At 68.5% G+C, this 17,941-nt stretch carries 17 protein-coding genes and 2 tRNA genes; 15 read left to right on the top strand and 4 right to left on the bottom strand.

What is annotated here, in order from left to right; genetic code table 11:
• The first annotated feature begins 100 nt into the window (after nt 1-100).
• Entirely contained in the window at nt 101-2,452 is a 2,352-nt protein-coding gene (locus CMO28_RS16700) for an ATP-binding protein (RefSeq protein ID WP_296715375.1), read from the top strand.
• Between the two features lie 194 nt (nt 2,453-2,646).
• Here CMO28_RS16700 and CMO28_RS16705 read toward each other — a convergent pair.
• Nucleotides 2,647-2,721, bottom strand: a tRNA-Thr gene (locus CMO28_RS16705).
• Nucleotides 2,722-2,841: 120 nt separating this feature from the next.
• Between CMO28_RS16705 and CMO28_RS16710 the strand changes: the two genes are divergently transcribed.
• Complete coding sequence (locus CMO28_RS16710) at nt 2,842-5,100, top strand: hypothetical protein (protein ID WP_296715377.1); 2,259 nt, start codon at nt 2,842-2,844, stop codon at nt 5,098-5,100.
• Between the two features lie 118 nt (nt 5,101-5,218).
• Here CMO28_RS16710 and CMO28_RS16715 read toward each other — a convergent pair.
• A tRNA-Thr gene (locus CMO28_RS16715) sits at nt 5,219-5,293 on the bottom strand.
• Nucleotides 5,294-5,390: 97 nt separating this feature from the next.
• On the opposite strand from CMO28_RS16715, the gene CMO28_RS16720 reads away from it, so the two are divergent.
• The 7 genes from CMO28_RS16720 to CMO28_RS16750 all read left to right on the top strand — a co-directional run bounded on the left by CMO28_RS16720 (nt 5,391) and on the right by CMO28_RS16750 (nt 10,919).
• On the top strand, nt 5,391-5,612 hold the full coding sequence (locus tag CMO28_RS16720; RefSeq protein ID WP_296715378.1) for a hypothetical protein: 222 nt from the start codon (nt 5,391-5,393) through the stop codon (nt 5,610-5,612).
• Between the two features lie 237 nt (nt 5,613-5,849).
• Nucleotides 5,850-6,404, top strand: a complete 555-nt coding sequence (dcd, locus tag CMO28_RS16725; RefSeq protein ID WP_014744517.1) for a dCTP deaminase — start codon at nt 5,850-5,852, stop codon at nt 6,402-6,404.
• An 89-nt stretch (nt 6,405-6,493) separates the two neighbouring features.
• Complete coding sequence (gene murA, locus CMO28_RS16730) at nt 6,494-7,783, top strand: UDP-N-acetylglucosamine 1-carboxyvinyltransferase (protein ID WP_296715380.1); 1,290 nt, start codon at nt 6,494-6,496, stop codon at nt 7,781-7,783.
• 51 nt (nt 7,784-7,834) lie between these two features.
• Entirely contained in the window at nt 7,835-8,518 is a 684-nt protein-coding gene (hisG, locus tag CMO28_RS16735; RefSeq protein WP_296715382.1) for an ATP phosphoribosyltransferase, read from the top strand.
• Entirely contained in the window at nt 8,502-9,803 is a 1,302-nt protein-coding gene (gene hisD / locus CMO28_RS16740; protein ID WP_296715383.1) for a histidinol dehydrogenase, read from the top strand. Before hisG ends, hisD begins: the two co-directional genes overlap by 17 nt.
• A gap of 112 nt (nt 9,804-9,915) precedes the next feature.
• Nucleotides 9,916-10,437, top strand: coding sequence for a UPF0262 family protein (locus CMO28_RS16745; protein WP_062765824.1), 522 nt, complete (start codon nt 9,916-9,918; stop codon nt 10,435-10,437).
• The gene (locus CMO28_RS16750) at nt 10,434-10,919 is read left to right on the top strand and encodes an arsenate reductase ArsC (RefSeq protein ID WP_296715385.1); all 486 of its coding nucleotides are present in this window, start codon (nt 10,434-10,436) and stop codon (nt 10,917-10,919) included. Before CMO28_RS16745 ends, CMO28_RS16750 begins: the two co-directional genes overlap by 4 nt.
• Nucleotides 10,920-10,931: 12 nt before the next feature.
• On the opposite strand, the gene CMO28_RS16755 is transcribed toward CMO28_RS16750, so the two are convergent.
• Entirely contained in the window at nt 10,932-11,828 is an 897-nt protein-coding gene (locus CMO28_RS16755; protein WP_296715387.1) for a LysR substrate-binding domain-containing protein, read from the bottom strand.
• A 114-nt stretch (nt 11,829-11,942) separates the two neighbouring features.
• Here CMO28_RS16755 and CMO28_RS16760 point away from each other — a divergent pair, with 114 nt between their 5' ends.
• A complete protein-coding gene (locus CMO28_RS16760) occupies nt 11,943-12,437 on the top strand; it encodes a helix-turn-helix domain-containing protein (RefSeq protein ID WP_296715389.1) in 495 nt (164 codons plus the stop codon).
• On the opposite strand, the gene gcvA is transcribed toward CMO28_RS16760, so the two are convergent.
• The gene (gcvA, locus tag CMO28_RS16765; protein ID WP_296715391.1) at nt 12,358-13,260 is read right to left on the bottom strand and encodes a transcriptional regulator GcvA; all 903 of its coding nucleotides are present in this window, start codon (nt 13,258-13,260) and stop codon (nt 12,358-12,360) included. The genes CMO28_RS16760 and gcvA overlap by 80 nt on opposite strands.
• Nucleotides 13,261-13,446: 186 nt before the next feature.
• Here gcvA and CMO28_RS16770 point away from each other — a divergent pair, with 186 nt between their 5' ends.
• The 5 genes from CMO28_RS16770 (at nt 13,447) to CMO28_RS16790 (ending at nt 17,917) form a co-directional block, all read left to right on the top strand.
• A complete protein-coding gene (locus tag CMO28_RS16770; protein WP_296715393.1) occupies nt 13,447-14,631 on the top strand; it encodes a YbfB/YjiJ family MFS transporter in 1,185 nt (394 codons plus the stop codon).
• Nucleotides 14,632-14,759: 128 nt separating this feature from the next.
• Nucleotides 14,760-15,170: a helix-turn-helix domain-containing protein gene (locus CMO28_RS16775; protein WP_296715395.1), complete on the top strand. Its 411-nt coding sequence runs from the start codon at nt 14,760-14,762 to the stop codon at nt 15,168-15,170.
• Between the two features lie 166 nt (nt 15,171-15,336).
• On the top strand, nt 15,337-15,555 hold the full coding sequence (gene infA / locus CMO28_RS16780) for a translation initiation factor IF-1 (RefSeq protein WP_014744523.1): 219 nt from the start codon (nt 15,337-15,339) through the stop codon (nt 15,553-15,555).
• Between the two features lie 119 nt (nt 15,556-15,674).
• A complete protein-coding gene (locus tag CMO28_RS16785; protein ID WP_296715501.1) occupies nt 15,675-16,289 on the top strand; it encodes a Maf family protein in 615 nt (204 codons plus the stop codon).
• Nucleotides 16,286-17,917, top strand: a complete 1,632-nt coding sequence (locus tag CMO28_RS16790; protein WP_296715398.1) for an Rne/Rng family ribonuclease — start codon at nt 16,286-16,288, stop codon at nt 17,915-17,917. Before CMO28_RS16785 ends, CMO28_RS16790 begins: the two co-directional genes overlap by 4 nt.
• Nucleotides 17,918-17,941 lie beyond the last annotated feature (24 nt).

Genomic DNA, 17,941 nt, shown 5'->3' on the forward strand with positions numbered 1-17,941 from the left:
AGGTTCTGCCGCTACACTTCGACCATCCCCTTTCCCGGACCGGAGACGGATGAGCGAACCGCATTCCACACGCCAGCGTCCTCAACCGGATGGACAAGCCGTGCCAGCTGTCCCACGTGGTGGCTGGCATCGTCTGCCGCGCTGGTCGCCCGGGCGCTGGCGGCTGATCCATGCGCTGATCGTGGCGGCGCTGGGGGTATTTCTGCTGTTCGTCGGCGTGGGGGCCGTGCAGCTGGGCACCGCCTATGATCAGCCGCTGAAAGATGCTGCGGTACGCGCCGAGGGCACCGCCCGCCTGCTGGCCGAACATGCCGCCCGCACGCTGGAGGGGGTGGATCTGACGCTCGGCCGGGCGCTCGACATGGCGGCGTCGGGGCCGGCGCCGATGGCGGAGGCCGGCAGCGGCGCCGAGGCGCGGCGGCTTTATGGCCGGCTGGAGGCGATCATCCGCAACGGCACCGCGCTGAGCGCGATCTGGGTGATCGATCGCGAGGGGCGGATCTATCTGCACACCGGCGTCTTTCCGGCGCCGCCCGTCGACCTTTCGGGCATGGCCGCGGTGCAGCGGCTGATGCTGACCCCCGCCGCCGGGCCAGTGGCGGGCATGCTGGGCGATGGCGGTGCCGGCGCCCGCAAGGAGGTCTTCCTGGCCCGGGCCCTGACGGACGAGGCGGGCGGTTTCATCGGTGCGGTGGTGGCGGTGGTGGATGCCGATCAGTTCGCGGCGCTCTATCGCAGTGCCTCGGTCGGGCCGAACGGCCGGGTGATGCTGCTGTCGTCGCTGGCCGGCGGCGTGATGGCCGTCGCCCCGGATCTGCCCGATGAAACCCGGCTGCGGATGGCGGAACTGGCGGGCGAGGTGCCGCCGATGCCGGCCGATACGGACAATCCGGGGCCGGGTCGGCCGGTTCTGGTGGGACAGGAGGACGCCGACGGCCCCTGGGTGGCGGCCGTGGCGCCGGTTCATGGCCGCGACATGCAGGTGGCGGTGCTGCTGGCGACGGCTGATGCCCTGGGCGGCTGGCGGGCTTCCGTCTGGCGCACGGCGGGGCTGACGCTGATCGTGGCCGCCGGGCTCGCCTGTACGGTGCTGATCGCGCGCAGCACCTTATCGCGGCCGCTGGACCGGCTGTGTGCGGCGGTGCGCCGGGTGGAACAGGGCAGTTTCGATCGCCCCGTCGGCGGCAGCGGCGGCATCCGCGAGATCGAGGATGCCATGGCCGGCATCGAGCATCTGCGCCTGTCGTTGGCCCATCTGACCGATCATCTGAATGCCGAGGGGGAGGCACGCACCCGCGAGCTGGAAGAACGCAGCCAGCAGTTCAACGCCGCGCTGGAGAACGTCTTCCTGGGCCTTGCCATGTTCGACGCCGAGCGCCGGCTGGTGGTGTGCAATCAGCGCTATCGCGAGATGTTCGGCCTGAGCGAGGATCTGGCCTGCCGCGGCACCACCCTGCATGCGATCCTGGAACATGCCGCACGTGCCGAGGGCTATGTGGTGGCAGAGCTGGGCGATATCCTGTCGCGGCGGCTGGCCCGGCTGGCGACGCGCGAGATCCGCACCTGGTCCGAGGAACTGCGCGATGGCCGGGTGCTGGACCAGTTCGTCCGGCCGCTGGCCTCGGGCGGGGCATTGCTGGCGGTGCAGGACGTGACCGAACAGCGCCGCTTCGAACAGGCGCTGATGGAAGCCAAGATGGTTGCCGAGCGCGCCAACCGGGCGAAGTCCGAATTCCTGGCCAATATGAGCCATGAACTGCGCACGCCGCTGAATGCGATCATCGGCTTTTCCGAGATCATCGGCGCCGAGATGTTCGGCCCCGCCGGCAATCCGCGCTATGCCTCTTACGGCCGCGACATCGCGACATCGGGGCGCCATCTGCTGATGCTGATCAACGACATTCTCGACCTGTCCAAGGCGGAATCCGGGCGGATGAGCGTGGATCTGGCCGAGGTGTCGCCCGCCCGCCTGGCAGAGACCTGCCTCAGGATGATCGAGACCCAGGCCCAGGAAAACGGCGTCCGGCTGGTGGTGGAGGTGCCCGAAGACCTGCCGCAGCTGCGCACCGACGAGCGCCGTCTGGTCCAGGTGCTGATCAATCTTCTGTCCAATGCGGTGAAGTTCACCCCCCGTGACGGCACGGTTTCGCTGCGGGCGAGCGTGGCGGGCGACCGGCTGATCCTGGTGGTGGAGGATACCGGCATCGGCATGAGCCCGGAAGAAATCGACGTGGCGCTGAGCGTCTTCGGCCAGATCGAAAGCGCCATGCACCGCCACCACCACGGCACCGGGCTTGGCCTGCCGCTTGCGGCCCGTCTGGTGGACCTGCTGGGCGGCCGCTTCGATCTGACCAGCACCCGCGGCGTCGGCACCCGGGCGGTGGTGGTGCTGCCGCTCGACGGCAGCACCCCGGCATCGGTGCGGGATCTGGAGATGACGGGAGCGTCCTGACCGAGCTGTCGGCAACAAGTTGCCACAGTTGACGGGAAGATTTTCAGAAGTCGAAACGACATCATAGTCGACGCAGAGGCGCACGACCTCTGCTGCATGTGCTGGCCATACGAATGATGGCAGCAGGACATGAAAAAGCCCGCCGGACATGTGCTGCCGGGCGGGCCTTTCGAAATACCTGTCTTCACAAAGAATGGTGCCGCCGGCGTGGATTGAACACGCGACCTCTCCCTTACCAAGGGAGTGCTCTACCACTGAGCTACGGCGGCGCCTCTGGTGAAGCGGGGCGGAAACTGCCACGAAATCCGGCGGGCTGCAACCGCTTTTTTCACCGCACGGGACGTGGCCGCAGATACATCGCCAGACACATCGATCAAGAGGAACTTACGATGTCAGTCCAGCCCTTCGTGGTTGCGACCATCGCTGCCCTGCGCAGTGTTGCCGGTGCCGAGCGTGTCGACACCTTCGTCCAGGGATACTACGCCGCGGGTGACGGCGGCGGCGGCTGGTTCCGCTATGACCCCGCCGAGACCTCGCCCGACAATGGCGGCACGGTGATTGCGCCGACCGACGGCGTCGGCCGCTGGTTGCGGGTGCTGCCCGAGCCCAACCTGCTGAAGGTCGTCTGGTTCGGCGCCAAAGGCGACGGTAAAGCCGACGACACCGATGCCATCCAGCGGGCGCTGGATGCGCTGGAGCCTTTCGACGTGCTCGATTTTTCGATGCCCTCGGGCCCTGTTACCCGGCCGCATTACCTTGTCTCGCCACCGGACGGCCGGGAGCACGCCCTGGTTCTGGCGACGAACGACGTCACCCTGCGGGGCTGCCCGGGCTTCCGCGCACCGATGATCCGCTGCGTGACCGCGAACAGTGTGACGCTGCGGATCGAAGAACGGGGGATCGGGATTCAGGGGCTGACCTTCGAGGGCGATGGCGACATCGGCGATGCCGGGACGTCCGGGACGTCGACCGCCATTCTGTGGCGGCTGTCTTCGGCGAGGTATCCGGCGGATACCGACTCGCAGATCATCGACTGCCGGTTCTTCAAGATGCATCAGGCGCTCGACATCCTGGGGCGCAATGTCGAGATCCGCGACAATGCCTTCGTCTCCATGCGCCGCTGCATCACCGTGAGCACGACGGTCAACACCTGGCCGGACCCGGAGACCGGCCAGGTGACGCCCTTCATCGAGCACCTGCGCGGCATCCGCATCCTCTCGAACCGTTTCCACACCATCGGCAACAATTCCGCCGATCCGAGAAAGGGCGAAGCGGCCTGCATCTGGATCGACGCCATCCAGCCGACACCGGCGGTGGAGCCGCCGGAGGAGGATCCGTTTGCCGATATCGGGTCCTATGTCTTCAGCAACGTGATCCACGGCAACTTCGCCGACTATGCGCGGCGCTTCTATGTCGGGCCGGCCAAGAGGGTCGATATCCAGGACAACCACATCATCTTCGGCCGTTCAGGCGGCCCGGACGACGAGTTTCCCGGGGTCATCAGCCTGCGGGACTCCGACCCGCGCACCCCGAAGACCCGCGGCTGGCGCGTTGCCGGCAACGTGATCGCGGTGACCACCGGCAATCTCGAAACCGGGCCCGGCATCTGGTGCGAAGCGTCGAACGGCATCATCGCGGACAATGTGCTGTCGGGCATGACGGGCGAGGCGATCCGGCTGCTGCCCGCGGCCGGCAATGTGACGGTGCGCGGCAACCTGATCGACGACGTGTCCCATGAATGGGTCGCGGGCCGATGGCAGGACGGGGGCCGGGATGCCATCCTTGTCGAAAGCACGGGGGCCTGGATCGACGACAACCGGATCAATGCGAGCAACCCGCACCGCATCCGGCATGGCATCCATGTCGCCGGCCAGGGCAGCGCGACCATCGGGCGCAATCATATCCAGACGAGCCATCTGACCGGCCAGGCGATCTATGCCGCACCGGGCGCGGCGGTCATTCTGGGCGATGCCGAGAATCTTGCGGATCATGCGGCGCCGGTCGATCGGGCGCGGCGGCGGATCTTCGGAACCTCGCGGCTGTCACCGGTTCTGCGCACGGTGGATGTGGGCACCGTGATCGACGTTGCGGCTGCGGCACCCGGTGCCTTCGCCGGCCGGATCTGCATCGAGGCCGGCACGAACGGGGCCGTGTCTTTCGCCGCCACACCGGCCGGTCTGTCGCTGACGGCTGCACCCGCGGACGCGGCGACGCTGCGGATCGGCGACATTGTCGACATCGGCGGCGATACGGCGGGCCGGCGGGTGGCGGCGATCGCAGACGGAACGATCACGCTGGAAACGGCGACCACCGAAACGGCGGATCCCGCCACGGTCAGCCTGCATCCACCGCGCTGGGCCAGCCGGGATCAGGTGAACCTGCGCGCGGCCCTGTACTGGACGCCCGGGACGGTCGCCGCCGGGGCGACGCTGGTCTCGCCGGTGATCCCGGTGCCGGGCGGGCAGTGGCCGAACGGTTTCCTGCTGATGGCGCCGCCCGCTCTGCTGCCGGAGGGGCTGATCGCCCAGGCCTTCATGTCGGGGCCCGGAGAGGCGAAGCTGCGGCTGACCAACGTCACCACGGCCGGCCTGACGGCACCGGCGGGTACCTGGCGGGTGCGGGTGCTGAACGACGCGGTCGACGAGTGACCGATCGCTGCCCGCCCCCTGATGGCCGGTACTCCCGGCAATAAAGAAGGCCCGGTGTCGCACAGGCGGCACCGGGCCTTCGAACATCGTCAATCGCGAGAACCGCAGAGGCGGAAGCTGGTGCCGCCGGCGTGGATTGAACACGCGACCTCTCCCTTACCAAGGGAGTGCTCTACCACTGAGCTACGGCGGCGACGCTCGCGAATGTGGGCGGGGTGTGCCATGTTTCCGGGCGTCATGCAACCCTGTTCTTCACCGAACGCTCATCCGATCGCAAGGCCAGACGCCCGATGACCGACCGCGCGCCGATCGAAACCACTGATACGACATCGAAAACCGCTCCCGAGCCCCAGCCGCGCCCCGGCGAGCCCAAGGCGCGCCCCAACGAAACCGAGGCGGCCCGCCAGGCGGCGGCCGAACGCCGGGCGCGGCAGGCGGCGCAGCTGCGTGCCAATCTGGCGCGGCGCAAGGCGCAGTCGCGCGATCGTGCCGCCGAGGAGGAGGGGCTCTGACGCCCCTGCCGCAGGCGCAATGGAGAGTTCCGCCAACGCGGCGTTGAGCCCTGCTGCGGCGTCGTCTATAAGTGGCCGGCTGCCCCCCGGGGCAGCTTCGGGCCTGCACCGCCCGCCCATTCGTGCCCGGCCCGCGCCGTCCCAGGCCGGCCGCAGCCCATGGGTGGCGGATTGCGGGCTTCGCCTGTTGCCAATTGCGGGCCTTCGCCTGTTGCCAAACGTCCGGGAGACGCCCCGATGTCGATCATGTCCGATCTGTGGATCCGCGAAACAGCCTTGAACGAGGGGATGATCGAGCCCTTCGTCGAGAAGCAGGTCCGCGAGGGCATGATCTCCTACGGCCTGTCGTCCTATGGCTATGACGCGCGCGTCGCCGACGAGTTCAAGATCTTCACCAATGTCGACAGCGCGGTGATCGATCCGAAGCAGTTCTCGGATCAGAGCTTCGTGGACCGCAAGCTGGATGTCTGCGTGATCCCGCCGAACAGCTTCGCCCTGGCCCGGACGGTGGAGTATTTCCGCATTCCGCGCGACGTGATGGTGATCTGCGTCGGCAAGTCGACCTATGCCCGCTGCGGCATCATCGTCAACGTGACGCCGCTGGAGCCGGAATGGGAAGGCCATGTGACGCTGGAATTCAGCAACACCACGCCGCTGCCGGCCAAGATCTATGCAGGCGAGGGGGCCTGCCAGTTCCTGTTCCTGAAGGGCGATCGCCCCTGCGAGACCTCGTACAAGGACCGGCTGGGCAAGTATATGGGGCAGCGGGGCGTGACCCTGCCGCGCCTTTAAGCGTGGCGCCGCCGGTGACCGTATTGAATTCGGCTGCACTGCAGCAGGCATCGTCCCTCGATCCCACTCCCAGGCAGAACGGGGCAGGCATGGACAGCATCCGCATCCGCGGCGGGCGGCCGCTCGAAGGGGTGATCCCGATCGGGGGCGCCAAGAATGCGGCGCTGCCGCTGCTGGCCGCCGCCCTGCTCACCGAGGACCGGCTGGTTCTCTCCAACCTGCCGAGCCTGGCCGACATCACCACCATGGTGAAGCTGCTGGCCCAGCACGGCGTGGTCTGCGCGATCGACGAGGCACGCGATGCCGCCAATGGCGGCCGGGTGATCACGCTGGATGCAGGCCGGATCAGCAACACCACGGCGCCCTATGATCTGGTGCGCAAGATGCGCGCCTCGATCCTGGTGCTGGGGCCGCTGCTGGCGCGGGTGGGGGAGGCGCAGGTCTCGCTGCCCGGCGGCTGTGCCATCGGCACCCGCCCGGTCGACCTGCACCTCAAGGGGCTTGAAGAGCTGGGCGCGGTCATCGAACTCGAAGGCGGCTATATCCACGCCACGGCGCCCAAGGGGCTGAAGGGCGCGCATATCCGCTTCCCCTTCGTCTCGGTGGGGGCGACCGAAAACCTGCTGATGGCGGCGGCCCTGGCCGACGGGACCACCGTGCTCGACAATGCCGCGCGCGAGCCCGAGATCGGCGATCTGGCCCGCTGCCTGATCGCCATGGGCGCGCGCATCGAGGGCATCGACACCGAGACCCTGACCATCCACGGCGTGGCGCGCCTGCACGGCGCCACCCATGCGGTGCTGCCCGACCGGATCGAGGCTGGCACCTATGCAATCGCCGGCGCGATCACCGGCGGCGATGTGGAGCTGACCGGGCTGGATGCCGAACTGATCCGATCGGTGCTGGACAAGCTGGAAGACGCCGGGGTGCGGGTGACGCCCACCGCCCGCGGCGTGCGCATCGCCCGCACCGACGGTCCGCTGCGCGGCACCGATGTGATGACCCAGGTCTATCCCGGCTTTCCCACCGACATGCAGGCGCAGTTCATGGCGCTGATGACGGTGGCCGAGGGCGCCGCCATGGTCACCGAGACCATTTTCGAGAACCGCTTCATGCATGTGCCGGAGCTGCACCGCATGGGCGCCAACATCGTGCTCCACGGCGCCTCGGCGCTGGTGCGCGGCGTGCCGCGGCTGAACGGGGCGCCGGTGATGGCGACCGATCTGCGCGCCTCGTCGTCGCTGGTGCTGGCCGGTCTTGCCGCGCGCGGCGAAACCCTGGTCAACCGCGTCTATCATCTGGACCGCGGCTACGAGAACATCGAAGCCAAGCTCGCCGCCTGCGGCGCCGATATCGTCCGGGTCGCCGGCGGCGCCTGATCGTCGCCGCGGCCGACCCTGCGGACAGCAAAACCCGAGGACATGTCAGAGATGAGCCCCGCCACCACCGCCCGCCGCGGCCTGACGATCGCCCTGCCCAAGGGGCGCATCCTGAAGGAAGTGCTGCCGATGATGGCGCGCGTCGGGATCGAGCCGGAGCCCGACTTCTTCGGCGACGCCTCGCGCAAGCTGGAATTCGAGACCAGCGTGCCGGATATCCGGCTGGTGCGCGTGCGCAGCTTCGACGTGGCGACCTTCGTGGCCTTCGGTGCCGCCGAGATCGGCGTCTGCGGCCGCGATGTGATCATGGAGTTCGACTATCCGGAACTCTACGCCCCGCTGGACCTGAATATCGGCCGCTGCCATATCGCCGTCGCGGAACCCGCGGATCTCGCCCATGGCGACGATCCCCGCCGCTGGAGCCATGTCCGGGTCGCGACCAAATATCCCCATGTCACCCGGGCCCATTTCGCGGCGCGCGGCGTGCAGGCGGAGTGCATCAAGCTGAACGGCGCGATCGAGCTTGCGCCGAAGCTGGGCCTCTGCCGGCGCATCGTCGACCTGGTTTCGACCGGATCGACGCTCAAGGCCAATGGTCTGGTCGAGATCGAGACCATTGCCGAGGTGACCTCTTACCTGGTGGTCAACCGCGCGGCGCTGAAGACCCGGCCGCAGCTGGTCGGCACCTGGATCGACCGTTTCCGCGAGGTGGTGAACGATGCCGTTCCGGCTTGACGTCAACGACCCGTCCTTCCCCCAGGACTTCCAGTCCCTGCTGGGCATGAAGCGCGAGACCACGGCCGAGGTGAACGACGCCGTGCATGCGATCCTGGAGGATGTCCGCCTGCGGGGCGATGCCGCGGTGATCGACTACACCGCCCGCTTCGACCGGATGACCATCGATGCCGAGCGGCTGGCGATCACCGCCGAAGAGGTTGATGCCGCGCTCGCGGCCTGCCCGCATCACCTGATCGACAGCCTGGAGACCGCCGCCGAGCGCATCCGCGCCTATCACGCGAAGCTGGTGCCGGAAGATCTGGACTATGTCGACGAAACCGGCGTGCGGCTGGGGGCGCGCTGGCGTCCGGTGGCGGCGGCCGGCATCTATGTGCCGGGCGGTCTTGCCGCCTATCCGTCCTCGGTGCTGATGAACGCGATCCCGGCGCGGGTCGCGGGTGTCAAGCGCATCGCCATGGTGGTGCCCACCCCCGGCGGCGAGATCAACCCGCTGGTGCTGGCGGCGGCGCGGATCTGCGGCGTCGACGAAATCTATCGCATCGGCGGCGCCCAGGCCGTGGCGGCGCTGGCCTATGGTACCGAGACGGTGGCGCCGGTCGACAAGATCGTGGGCCCGGGCAATGCCTATGTCGCGGCGGCCAAGCGCCAGGTCTTCGGCACGGTCGGCATCGACATGATCGCCGGCCCGTCGGAGATCCTGGTGGTGGCGGATGCGGCCAATGATCCGCGCTGGATCGCCGCCGATCTGCTGTCGCAGGCCGAACACGACACCGCCGCCCAGTCGATCCTGATCACCGATGATGCAGGGTTCGCCGACCGGGTGGCGCAGGCGGTGGACGATCTTCTGGCGAAGCTGCCGCGCGGCACCATCGCGGCCGAGAGCTGGAACACCAATGGTGCGATCATCGTGACCGGTGATCTGGCCCAGGCGGCGCCGCTGATCGACAGCATCGCGCCCGAACACCTGGAACTGGCGGTGGACGACCCCGATGCGCTGGCCGCCCGGGTCAACAATGCCGGCGCGATCTTCCTGGGCCGCCATACCCCGGAGGCGATCGGCGACTATGTCGCCGGGCCGAACCATGTGCTTCCCACCGCACGCAGTGCGCGTTACTCTTCGGGCCTGTCGGTGCTCGACTTCATGAAGCGCAGCTCGCTGATCGCCTGCGACGAGAATTCGCTGCGTGTGATCGGCGGTCATGCGATCAGCCTGGCCGAGGCGGAAGGGCTTGGTGCCCATGCGCTGTCGGTGGCGATCCGCCTGGATGTGGCGGACGACTGATCTGCGGTGCGACGGAAGGCGGGCATCCGGTACGATAACGGGGCCCGCCGCCGTTCCGGGACGGCCCCGCCGACCCACCGCCGACCGCCGCCTTCAGGAGTCAGCGCCCCCGATGACCGACAGTCCCGAGCCAGACCCCAAGGATCCGCAACCGCGCCGGCCCGCCGAGCCGCGGATCGCCAACCTCACCCTCGATCAGGGCAGTGTTCTGGCCTGGAGCCCCCAGGTCGAGCACGAGCGCAAGGTGGCGATCTTCGACCTGCTGGAGCAGAACCATTTCGTACCGCTGGGCGTCGAGTCCGAGGGGCCGTTCGACCTGCTGCTGAGCATCCAGGACAACCGGCTCTATTTCGACATTTCCGAGACCGGCGGCCGCCAGCTGACCCGGATCACCCTGCCGATCGCGCCGTTCCGCGGGATCGTGAAGGACTATTTCATGATCTGCGAGAGCTATTTCTCCGCGATCAAGAGCCAGAGCCCGTCGCAGATCGAAGCGATCGACATGGGCCGGCGCGGCATTCATAACGAGGGCTCGGAGCTGCTGCGCGACCGGCTGGAGGGCAAGGTGGAGCTTGACCTCGATACGGCACGGCGCCTGTTCACCCTGCTTTGCGTGCTGCATATCCGTCAATGAGGGGCGGGGCTGGGCTGCAGGTACCGGCCGGAACGGGAAGGCTGAGGACGCCGTCCAGCGTGCTGTTCTGCTGCACGTTGAACTCCATCCGTTCCCCCCTCGCCGAAGGCATGCTGAAGCTGTTCCACGGCCGACGGATCTTCGTCGACAGCGTCGGCGTGCGCACCGCCCCGATCGATCCCTTCGCGGTGGCGGTGGCCGAAGAGATGGGCGTCGACATCTCCCGTCATCGGCCCAAGACCTTCGACGACCTGGAAGACGGGTCCTATGACCTGATCGTATCGCTGTCGCCCGAGGCCCAGCACAAGGCCGTGGACCTGACCCGCGACATGGCCTGCGAGGTGGAATACTGGCCGACCTTCGACCCCTCGGTCGCCGAAGGCAGCCGCGAGCAGCGCCTGGATGCCTATCGCGGCGTCCGCGACCAGCTGATGCGCCGCATCCGCGAGCGTTTTCCGCCCGCGGGGTCGGTGGCGATCTGAGACGGTGGCGGGTCAGATGGCCTCGGGCCGCCAGGTCCCGGCCGCCTCTTCAAGAAGACGGCTGCGGACGGCCATAAGCATCTGATCGGCATGGTCGCGCGGCCGGCTGAGCAGGTGCCAGGCGCGGCCATCATCGATTTCCACCTCGAACAGGCGCACCAGCCGGCCGGCCGCCAGATCCGGCGTGGCGGCAAGCCGGCGGGTCAGCGCGATCCCCTGTCCGGCTGTGGCGGCGGCCAGTAGCGGCAGTGAATCGGCAAAGACCGGCCCGGCTGCCGGTTCGGGCAGGTCGATGCCGGCGGCGGCAAACCAGGGGGACCAGGGCAGGCCCGCCCGGCGCAGCAGGGGCAGGCCGTCCAGATCTTCCGGCCGTGGCGGCAGGCGTCCCTGATTGAAACCCGGGGCGGCGACCGCAAAGATCGGGTCCGGGAACAGCCGGTCGGTCCATAACCCCGGCCAGGGGCCGCGGCCCTGACGGATGGCGAGATCGATGGCACCGGTTCCCGGGTCGTCGAAGGTCGGACCGGTGCGGAGATGGATGTCGAGCGCCGGAAAGCGGGTGGTGAAGCCGCCGAGGCGCGGGATCATCCAGGCCACGGCAAAGTCCTGGGGCATGCCGAGCGCGATGCGCTTGCGCACCGCACCGGCCCCGAAGGCCGCGAAGCCGCCGGTCAGCAGTTCCAGCCCGCGGGCCACGCTGCGGGCCAGTTCGGTCGCGGCGGGCGTCGGGTCCATGTCGTTGCCCCGCCGGATGAACAGCTGATGCCCGACCAGGTTCTCCAGGCTGCGGATCTGCTGGCTGATCGCGCCATGGGTCAGGCCCAGCTCTTCGCCGGCGCGGGTGAAGCTGCGATGCCGCACGGCGGCGTCCAGTGCGCGCAGCGCCTTCAGCGATGGCAGATGGGGCATGCATCGGCTCCGTTAGAAAACCTCACGACGTTTTCCTGTTAAATTGAATGGGTCCGTCGCTTCCAGAATGGGATGATTCCGACGTCTTCGGAACGTTGCCTGCGAGGTTTGGGAATGAAGCCGGCCCGGTCGATCGATACGAACCGCGAGATGCCCGACCGGCCGGATGGCGCTCCGGCCCCGGTGGAACGGGTGCGGGTGCTGGACCGGGCGATCGGCGCCCGGATCAGCGTCCTCCGGCGGGCCCGCAGGCTGAGCCAGAGCCGCTGCGCCGAGGTGCTGGGGGTGAGCTTCCAGCAGATGCGCAAGTATGAACAGGGCATCAACCGGATCAGCGCGGGGGCTGTGGTCCGCTTGGCGGAACTGTTCGAGGTTCCGGTGGAAGAGATCCTTTATGGCGGCCCCCGCCTGCAGGCATCGCAGGCGCCGCAGATGCCGCAGCCGCCGACCGTTTCCGCTGTGGTGGCGATGCGTGACAGTCTGCGCGACATTCCCGATCCGGCCGCCCGGCGCGCCCTGATGTGCCTGATCAGCGCCCTTGCGACCGATCGCTGTGCAGCCGATCGTCCTGCGGCGGACCGGCAGTCACCTCGTCCAGCCAGGCGGTGAAGGCGGCGAGGCGCGGATCTTCGTCTTCCGCCATTCGCCAGACCAGGTGATAGGCGAACTGGTCGGGGCAGTCGATGTCGAACAGGCGTACCAGCCGGCCGCTGGCCAGATCACCCTCGACCAGCGCGGCACGGGCCAGCGCGATGCCCTGGCCGGCGGCCGCGGCTTCCAGCAGCAGCGCCATTTCCGAGAAGAGCGGACCACGGGCCGGTTCGGGCAGGCGGAGCCCCACGGCCTGGAACCAGGGCGACCAGGGCTGGCGCGGATGGCGCAGCAGCGGCAGCGTCGCCAGATCCGCCGGCCGTTCCGGCAGTCTGCCATCCTGGAAACCGGGGGCGCAGACCGGGAACAGCTGCTCGCCGAACAGGCGCCGCACGGCAAGTCCGGGCCAGGGGCCGCGACCATAACGGATGGCGGCCACGATGCCGTCGCGCCCGGGCGGCTCCAGCTCCTGCGTGGCGCGGACCGCGACGTCTATGTCGGGATATCGGCTGGTGAAACCGGGCAGGCGGGGGATCAGCCAGCGGGTCGCGAAGGCCGGCAGGGTGCTGATGGTGAGCGTGCCGGTCGACGGCCGCCCCCCGGCCTGGCGCAGGGCGGCATCCAGCGTCGCCAGGATCTGACGGATGGCGGTGGCGAGTTCGGCGCATGCATTGGTCGGAACCATCTCATGGCCCTGCCGCTCGAACAGCCGCCGGCCGAGATCGGCTTCCAGCCCCCGGACCTGCTGGGCCACCGCGCCATGGGTGAGGCCCAGTTCGGTGGCGGCGCCGGTGAAGCTGCGATGGCGCGCGGCGGCTTCCACTGCACGAAGCGCCCTCATCGACGGGAACATCCGGGTCCTGGTCCTCAGGGACTGCCATCACAAATTTCTGCCATTCAATCGTAGATTAAATGAATGGCCGCTGCCAGCCATGGATGTGACCCTGTGCCGGGGAGGGCGTGGGTATGACGGCTCGGTTCGGTCGAAAACTCACGCTCTCCGGAGACGATGTTCCGGAGGCAGCCTGTGAATGATCAGCATGTATTGCGGCGCGAATATCTGGTGGCACTGGGCCTGTCACTTGGTCCGGCGGCGTCCAACGGGCTTGCCCGCTTCGCCTTCGCCCTGATCCTGTCGGCGATGCGCAATGATCTTGACTGGACCTATACTCAGGCCGGCCAGGTCAACACCGCCAATGCGCTCGGCTACCTGGCCGGCGCGGTGGCGACACTCGCCCTGATCGATCGGGTCGGCGCCCGGCGGCTGTTCAATCCGGGCATGGTCATGACGGCGGTCGCGCTGATCGCGTCGGGCCTGGCGGTCGATCATCTGCTTCTGCTGGTCCTGCGGGCGGTTGCCGGTATCGGCGGGGCCCTGGTCTTCATCTCGGGCGGTGTGCTCGCGGCCGGCATCGGCGACGGCGATCCCCGGCGTGCCGCGCAGGCGATCGCGGTCTATTTCTCGGGTGGGGGGCTGGGTATTGCGCTCGCGGGTGGCGCCTTGCCCTGGCTTTTCACGATCTATGGCGATGGTGGATGGCATGCGGCATGGCTGGTTCTGGGCCTGCTGTCGGCCGCCTGCTGTCTCGGAACCTGGGCGGCGGCCCGGGCCGTGCCTGTCCGGCCCCGCTCGGACGCGCCGGCCGCATCGTCGTCGGTCTGGCGGTCGCTGGCCCGTTTCCGCTGGCTTGCCGCCGGCTATCTGCTCTTCGCCTTCGGCTATATCGGGTACATGACCTTCGTCATGGCCTGGATGGCCGAAGCGGGCGCGCCCGCGACCCGGATGGCCCTCGTCTGGGTGGTGCTGGGCGTCTTCACCGCCTGTTCTCACCGCTTCTGGCGGCGCCCCCTGGCCGAATGGTCCGGTGGCCGGCCGATGGCTGCCACCATCCTGGTGGTCGCCATCGGTGCGGTCCTGCCGCTTCTGGGGGCGTCGCTGCCGTTGATGCTGGTTTCGGCCGTGCTGTTCGGCGGCGCCTTCTTCATCACGCCTGCCGCAGCGACCGCCTTCCTGCGCAAATCCCTGCCGCGGGAAGCCTGGGGGCGGGCGGTTGCCGTCTTCACCCTGCTGTTTGCAGCCGGCCAGACGGCCGGCCCGGTCGTCGCCGGCTGGTTCGCCGATCTGGGCGGGCTGCAGGCGGGGCTGGCGGTCTCGGCCGTGGCGCTGCTTCTTGGGGCGGGCTTTGCGCTGATGCAGCAGGAGACGTCATAACCTCACATTCAATCGCAGATAATATGAATGGCCTGACACGACAACCAAATGGAATATTTCGGCAGCGTATCGTTGCGAACACAGCCCCGGCTTTCTGGCGTACCGGGCATTTCGGGGGAGATATCGGTGTGTTGATCGACTATTCGGGTGTTGACCGTCTGGTGGGGCAGAGGATCAGGGCATGGCGGCAGGCATCAGGCCTGACCCAGGCGGAACTTGGCGATCGCGTCGGCGTAACCTTTCAGCAGATTCAAAAGTATGAACGGGGGCATAACCGCGTATCGGTCTCGCGCCTGTTCGGCATCGCGCATGCGCTGGGGGTGAGCCCTCTGACCTTCATGGACGGGGTCGATGTGGCGATCCCGGGCGAACCTGGAATTACTGATCGCCTGACCTGGTCATCCGACCCGGAGGTGGTTTGCCTTGTCGAAGCCTGTGGCAGGCTGCCCCGGCATCTGCGCCGGGGGATGGTGAAGGTGATGACCGACATGGTCGATGCGGTCACGATGGCGGCACCCTTGGGGGCGCATCACCGATAAAGGTTGCGTCCCGGGCGCCTCCGGTCGATAATTCGCCGCTCGTTTCCGGCGGGCGCTTATCCCGTCGCCGGATCCCGCAAAAGTTTCCCGCGCCGCCGCGGCGACCGCCGCGTGCGGCGCGTGCGTTCGGTTTTCCCCCAGATTACACACGGAAGCAGAAGGTTACATGGCGAAGGAAGACGTTATCGAATTCCAGGGCACCGTTACGGAGCTGCTGCCCAACGCGATGTTTCGCGTGAAGCTCGACAACGAGCATGAGATCCTGGCCCATACCTCGGGCAAGATGCGCAAGAACCGCATCCGGGTCCTGGCGGGCGACCGGGTGACGGTCGAGATGACCCCCTACGACCTGACCAAGGGACGTATCACCTACCGCTTCAAGTGAGGCGCGGCGTGTCCGCGCCCGACGAAGCGGCCGCTGCCGGCGGTTGCACCGGCGGAGCGGGGGACGGCGGACCGGCGGGCGATCATGGCCCGGGCGGTCGTTTCGCGCGTCCACGCCTGGTGCTCGCCTCGGCCTCGCCGCGCCGGCTGGATCTGCTGAAGCAGATCGGCCTGGTGCCCGATCTGGTCCAGGCCGCCGATATCGACGAAACCCCGCTCAGGGACGAAGCCCCCCGCGCGCTGGCCCTGCGCCTGGCGATCGCCAAGGCCATGGCGGCCCGTGCGGCCCTGGGGGCCCTGGCCGAGGGGGCCGTGGTGCTGGCGGCCGACACGGTGGTGGCGGCCGGACGGCGGGCGCTGGGCAAGCCGCGTGATGCGGCCGAAGCGCGGCGCTTTCTGGAATTGCTGTCGGGGCGCCGGCACCGGGTGCATGGCGGGCTGTGCGTGATCGATGCCGACGGCCGCGCACGGTCGCGGCTGGTGACCACCCAGGTCGGCTTCAAGCGCCTGTCCGAGGCCGAATTCCGCGCCTATCTCGCCTCGGGCGAATGGGCGGGCAAGGCCGGCGGCTATGCCATCCAGGGCCGGGCGGCCGCCTTCATTCCGTTCGTGAGCGGGTCGTATCCCAATGTCGTCGGGCTGCCGCTGGTCGAGACCGCGGTGCTGCTGGCGGCATCCGGCATCGACATCACCGCCGCCGATGCCAGCCCGATGACCGGAGAGGCCACCCCATGACCAACCGGCTGCTGATCGACCAGGCGGAACACGAAACCCGCGTCGCGCTTATCGAGGGCGATCGCGTGGTGGATGTCGTGATCGAACGCCAGGCCCATCGCAGCGCGGTCGGCAATATCTATCTGGGCAAGGTGTCACGCGTGCTGCCGGGCATGCAGGCGGCCTTCGTCGGCGTGGGGCTGGGGCGCAACGCCTTCCTGCATGCCGATGATGCCCGCGTGCTGCCGCGGGCCAGGGCGGCAGCCGAGCGTCTGTCGCGAGAGGCGGCCGAAGCGGCAGCCGCCTCGGCCGCTGCCGCCGCCGCTGCTGCTGCGGCGGTGACTGCGGCGCTGGAGCCCGACGAAGACGCCGAAGAGCCCGAGACCGTGGTGGCCGCACCGCCGGTGCCCAATGCCCGGGCCCGCCGCCTGACCATCGGCGACTGCGTGGCCGACGGCGACCAGATCATGGTCCAGGTCACCAAGGATGCGGTGAAGGGCAAGGGCGCGCGGCTGACCGCCAATATCAGCCTGCCCGGCCGGCATCTGGTCTTCACCCCGTTTCAGGGTGGGGTGGGGGTGTCGCGCCGGATCGAGAGCGAGGCCGAGCGCCAGCGCCTGCACGATATCGTGCAGCCCCTGGCCGAGGCGGGGGAGGGCGGGTTCATCGTCCGCACCGCCGCCGAAGGAGCGACGCCCGAGGAACTTCAGGCCGATGCCCAGTATCTGCGCACGCTCTGGGCGGATCTGGAAGCCTCTGCCGCCCGCGGGGGCGCGCCCCGGCCGCTGCATCTGGACCTGGATCCGCTGTTGCGGGCACTGCGCGATCAGGCGCAGGAAGGCGTGGCGGAAATCCTGGTCGACGAGCCGGTGGCCTATGAACGCGCGCTGGTCTTCGCCCGCCGCTTCATGCCGCATCTGGAAGACCGGATCCGGCTCTGGGACCGGCCCGAAGCGCTGTTCGAGGTGTTCGACGTCGAAGAGGTGATCGCGGAAGCCCTGCAGCCGCGGGTGCGTCTGCCGTCGGGCGGCTTCGTGGTCATCGACCAGACCGAGGCATTGACGGCGATCGACGTGAACACCGGCCGGTTTGTCGGTGAGGCCGACCAGGAAGCGACGGTGCTGCACACCAATCTTGAAGCCGCCGAGGTCATCGCCCATCAGCTGCGGCTGCGCAATCTGGGCGGGCTGATCGTCATCGATTTCATCGACATGGAGCGGGCGGAGAACCGCCAGAAGCTCTACGACGCCTTCCGCGCCGCGATGGTGGGCGACCGGGCCGCGACCACCGTGCTGCCGATGTCTGAACTGGGCCTGGTTCAGATGACCCGCAAGCGCGGCCGCGAGAGCCTGGCCCAGGTGCTGACCGAGGATTGCCAGGCCTGCGGCGGCACCGGCCGGGTGAAATCCGCCGAGACGGTCGCATATGAAGTGATGCGCGCCGCGCGCCGCCTGCTGCTCCGCCCCCGGCCGGGCAAGGTGGCCGCCCGTGCGCTGACGGTGATGGCGGCGCCGGAAGTGGCGGCGCTGTTGACCGAACCCCGCCTCGGCATGGTCGAGGCGGTGGCCGAACTGACCGACGCCGTGCTGGAGGTGCGCGCCGATCCGGCGCTTGCCCGCGATGCCTTCGATCTGGTGGAGCGGGACTGAACGGCCTGCACCCGGCTGGCGTCC

The sequence above is a fragment of the Tistrella sp. genome (genome assembly GCF_002684955.1).
Lineage (GTDB): Bacteria > Pseudomonadota > Alphaproteobacteria > Tistrellales > Tistrellaceae > Tistrella > Tistrella mobilis.

Excerpts from the sequence above, each read along its gene's own strand:
- hisD (WP_296715383.1), top strand. The coding sequence starts at position 8,502 with ATGCCGTTCCGGCTTGACGTCAACGACCCGTCCTTCCCCCAGGACTTC.
- CMO28_RS16760 (WP_296715389.1), top strand. The coding sequence starts at position 11,943 with ATGAAGCCGGCCCGGTCGATCGATACGAACCGCGAGATGCCCGACCGG.
- infA (WP_014744523.1), top strand. The coding sequence starts at position 15,337 with ATGGCGAAGGAAGACGTTATCGAATTCCAGGGCACCGTTACGGAGCTG.
- CMO28_RS16755 (WP_296715387.1), bottom strand. The coding sequence starts at position 11,828 with ATGCCCCATCTGCCATCGCTGAAGGCGCTGCGCGCACTGGACGCCGCC.
- CMO28_RS16710 (WP_296715377.1), top strand. The coding sequence starts at position 2,842 with ATGTCAGTCCAGCCCTTCGTGGTTGCGACCATCGCTGCCCTGCGCAGT.
- hisG (WP_296715382.1), top strand. The coding sequence starts at position 7,835 with ATGAGCCCCGCCACCACCGCCCGCCGCGGCCTGACGATCGCCCTGCCC.
- CMO28_RS16790 (WP_296715398.1), top strand. The coding sequence starts at position 16,286 with ATGACCAACCGGCTGCTGATCGACCAGGCGGAACACGAAACCCGCGTC.
- CMO28_RS16720 (WP_296715378.1), top strand. The coding sequence starts at position 5,391 with ATGACCGACCGCGCGCCGATCGAAACCACTGATACGACATCGAAAACC.
- CMO28_RS16745 (WP_062765824.1), top strand. The coding sequence starts at position 9,916 with ATGACCGACAGTCCCGAGCCAGACCCCAAGGATCCGCAACCGCGCCGG.
- murA (WP_296715380.1), top strand. The coding sequence starts at position 6,494 with ATGGACAGCATCCGCATCCGCGGCGGGCGGCCGCTCGAAGGGGTGATC.
- gcvA (WP_296715391.1), bottom strand. The coding sequence starts at position 13,260 with ATGAGGGCGCTTCGTGCAGTGGAAGCCGCCGCGCGCCATCGCAGCTTC.
- dcd (WP_014744517.1), top strand. The coding sequence starts at position 5,850 with ATGTCGATCATGTCCGATCTGTGGATCCGCGAAACAGCCTTGAACGAG.
- CMO28_RS16750 (WP_296715385.1), top strand. The coding sequence starts at position 10,434 with ATGAGGGGCGGGGCTGGGCTGCAGGTACCGGCCGGAACGGGAAGGCTG.